2 protein-coding genes are annotated in these 3,797 nt (G+C 48.9%); both read left to right on the top strand.

The annotated features are described in order from the left end of the window. Window positions 1-246 precede the first annotated feature (246 nt). The gene (locus IM319_RS17100) at window positions 247-2,622 is read left to right on the top strand and encodes an ATP-binding response regulator (RefSeq protein ID WP_287736385.1); all 2,376 of its coding nucleotides are present in this window, start codon (window positions 247-249) and stop codon (window positions 2,620-2,622) included. Window positions 2,623-2,781: 159 nt separating this feature from the next. Further along, a complete protein-coding gene (locus IM319_RS17095; protein WP_287736384.1) occupies window positions 2,782-3,570 on the top strand; it encodes a PEP-CTERM sorting domain-containing protein in 789 nt (262 codons plus the stop codon). Window positions 3,571-3,797: the final 227 nt, after the last annotated feature.

Below are 3,797 nucleotides of genomic sequence, written 5' to 3'. Positions count from 1 at the left end.
TCCAACAAGGTTTTTAGACTTTTTTTCCCTCAAAAAGTGCCGACCCTTGGAGTGATTGGGGGGAAAATTCAGGGACTTTTTCCCTGAAAATTAGGTAATTGACCACCTGAAAATGGGTAAAACCCCACACCCCACACCCCCACCCCCCAACCCCCAACCCCCAAACCCCAACCCCCACCGAAAAACTTTTTCAGCAGACCCTAATTATGCCCTAAAGTTACCGCCACCGCCCACCCAATTATCCCCATGCCTAGCGTTACCCTCAGCCTCCATCACTTTAATCAATCCGTCACTACCTGTGAATTAATTATTGACACGGCAAGTCTTTTAGATTTAATTAATACGGGCAATCCAGAAGCGATCGTGGTGGTGGATGAGCGGTATTGTCCCCTAGGACTGATTGAGAGTCAAACCCTGATTGCCTACCTCCTCTATCAACAACAGCACCCCGAAACCAGAAACCCCTCCTCCAACTGCCTAGATCTGAGCGGTTTGCTGCGCCCGATTATCCCTCTTAACTCGCGCATGGCCGTGAGTGAGTTTCTGGCAACCCTGACGGCAGAAGGAAGCTCCTTAGCCCCTATTTTAGTGGATGCTCAGGGCAAACTGTTAGGACGCTTGGACACGGGAAAACTTCTCCAATTTTGTCTCGGGCGCTCGATTCTCGATGATCCTCCCCCGCAGCCCCGCATCAGCGATCGCAATTTGCCCCCCCGCAGCGATCGTCCTCTGGAATTTCTGGAACAATTACCGCTGCCGCTGCTGCTCTACAGTCCAGAAGCGGGAATTTTATACCAAAATCAGGCTTGGTGTCAACAAATCGGGGCGGCTTTCCCCGCTAATATCGATAAATCTCCCTTTGCTTTGGTTAATGACCCCTTAACCCTCCAATCCCCCACCCCCCCCCTGTTTCCCCAGCGTCTAGAAACGGTGACATCGGGTTTAGCCAAGACTTGGCGACTGTTGTCCGTGCCGTTAAATTTGGCGGATAATTATCCCTTGATCGAGAAAGCTTCGGGACTGTGGTTACTGTTAGCCACCGATATCACGGAACAACAGCACTATTGTCAGGAATTAGCGGTTAAAAATGCCGATTTAGTCCATTTAAATCGTCTTAAGGATGAATTTCTCGCCTGTGTCAGCCATGAGTTTAAATCGCCCCTCACCGCCGTGATCGGTCTTTCCAATCTGCTGCGGGACCAAAAAATCGGTGAACTTAACCCCCGACAGTCGAAATATGCCGATTTAATCTATCGCAGCGGTCGCCAGTTGATGGCTTTGGTCAATGATCTCCTCGATTTAACCCGCCTAGAGACAGGACAACTAAAATTAACTTTAGCTAGAGTCAAAATCGATCGCCTCTGTCAACGGGTGTACGATATCATTGTCGATAAGTATCCCCAACGTCTCGATCTCCCCGGCAGCTATCGTCTTGACATCGAATCAGGGTTAGATTATGCCCTGGCCGATGAAGCCCGTTTACAACAGATGTTAGTGAATTTGTTAGACAATGCGGTTAAATTCACCATTGATGGCGGTAATTTGGGCATTAAAGTCAATCGTTGGGAAAATTGGCTGGCTTTTACCGTCTGGGATACGGGGATCGGTATTCCAGAAGAATCCCAGCATCTGATTTTTCAGAAATTCCAACAGCTAGAAAGTCCTTTCACCCGTCAATTTGAGGGTGCAGGTTTAGGTTTAGTCCTCAGCCAAAAATTAGCGCGCTGTCACGGTGGAGATCTATCCTTTGTCTCCAAGGACCAGGAAGGCAGTCAATTCACTTTACTGCTGCCGGTTTATCCCCAAGGAACAGAAGAGGAACAATCGACCCCCCAGCGTCTGGTGTTGGTGGTGGAAGCTAATCCCCAAGTGATCGAACAGTTTGTCGAGCGCTTGAGTGAATTGGGATTAAAAGCCATTATCGCCCGTAGCGGCACTGAGGCGATCGAAAAAGCCCGTCAGTTAAAACCCCGTTGTGTTTTTCTCAATCCCAATCTACCCCTGTTGTCCGGTTGGGATGTGTTAACGCTGCTGAAATCCCATCCCCAAACCAAAGATATGAAAGTTATTGTCACCGCTGCCGATTCTGAGCGCAACCGCAGTCAACAGCAAGGGGCCGATAGTTTTCTTGTTCCGCCGATCACATCGGCAGCGCTGCAAGCTTGCCTGAATCTGACCGTTTCCCCCATTCCTAGCCGAAAACGGCGCACTGCTCCGACTCTGCTGCGTTTACACGGCCATTATGCCCCTAACTTCTCCGATTTATCTTCCTTTAGCTGGATTTGGAATAATCAATTAGTTCGGGAGAATTATCGTTTTATTGAGGCCGATAGTTGCGAACAGGCGGAACTTTTAGCTGGTGTCTGGGAGGTGGACGCTATCTTAATCGATAGTTCGATCGCGGAAGATTTATACTCTTATCTGCAAACCTTGAGCGAGTCGGAAACCCTAGCTAATTTACCCCTAGTCACCCTTGATGTGGCTGTCACCGAGGTGGCCAATCAAATCCCCGGTTTAGCCGTTTTTCCCTGTTTGGCCCCCCCGACGGAAAACCGGATCGAACAGCTATTAAAGGTAATCGAGACTGCTGATCTGGCTTTTTCTGGCCACAAAGAGGGGTAAGGGGGAGCGGGGGAGAAACTTTTTTCTGTGATCTTATTAACAATTTTCCAGTGATCTATTGACAAATAAGCAATTTGGTGTTGACATTTGAAAAATTTGTTGTTAACATTGCGATTGTTATCCATAACATCCACTTTACCCCTGTGGGAGTCTCTATAAATGACAAAAATACGCAGATACACCATTCCTAGCGCTGCCGCTCTGGTTGTTGCAGCTGGCCTAGGCCTCGCCACTGCGCCGGCCCAGGCGGCTCTGGTAACCTATACCGGCTGTGCAAGTACCTCATTCTGTACACTCGCCGAGCTTCTTGGCGGTGGTTCCATCTCAGTTGATGAGGACGGAAATGGCACAATTGAGAAAGTGTTCGAGGACTGGACTAATTACGATTTTTCCAAAAGTCCTGGGGCTAACCCTGTGGCCGATCCCAAAGCCAACATTCGAGTGAGTGCAACCGGCACTTACATTCCTGGTGTCTCTGGTAGTACTACTCTCAATTACATTATTGTTGGCGGCATAAACCTAACTCCGCCGAGCGGGAATACCACTTGGAATGCTGGTGTCGGCTTCGACTTCACGGTAACATCCGCTAAATATGTCCCAATCGTGAAACAGATAGATGCCCTAACAGGTGCGTCAGTTACGGGCCCCACTACGGGAACACCATCTTCTGTGTCCTTCAATGGTGCTGATATTTCGGGCAATAGCACCGCTACCCCCGGCTCACCTGCGACTGACGAGATGACATTGGGACCAATAAACACGTATACGGCCATGAACAACCTGACTTTGTTAGCTCGCCGGACTACTGGGGTGGCTGGAACCGCCAGAGTTACGAGTTTCTCACAAACCTTCACCCAGGTGGTTATTCCCGAACCGGGTACTGTTGTTGGGGTTCTTGCTGTTGGTGGCTTAGGTCTGGCGATGAAACGCAGACAAAAAGATAACTAAGCTTAGCGCCGGGACAACTATGAGCAGAGGCATCCTAGCTCCTTGCATTGAAACTCCGTCCTTTTGGGGCGGTTTTTAGTTAGGCTATGCTGAATAAATCTAAAAACCTTGTTGGGTAAGACTTTTAGACTTTTTGTCAATCAAAAAGTACCAGGCATGGGAGTGATCAGGGGGAAAATTCAGGTACTTTTTCCCTGAAAATTAGGTAGTTGACCACCTGAAAATCG

Source organism: Microcystis sp. M113S1 (assembly GCF_020246945.1).
GTDB lineage: Bacteria > Cyanobacteriota > Cyanobacteriia > Cyanobacteriales > Microcystaceae > Microcystis.
This window is presented reverse-complemented; position numbering and strand designations above follow the sequence as displayed.

Bases quoted from the DNA above. Each gene is read 5' to 3' on its own strand.
- IM319_RS17100 (WP_287736385.1), top strand. From the start codon at position 247: ATGCCTAGCGTTACCCTCAGCCTCCATCACTTTAATCAATCCGTCACT.
- IM319_RS17095 (WP_287736384.1), top strand. From the start codon at position 2,782: ATGACAAAAATACGCAGATACACCATTCCTAGCGCTGCCGCTCTGGTT.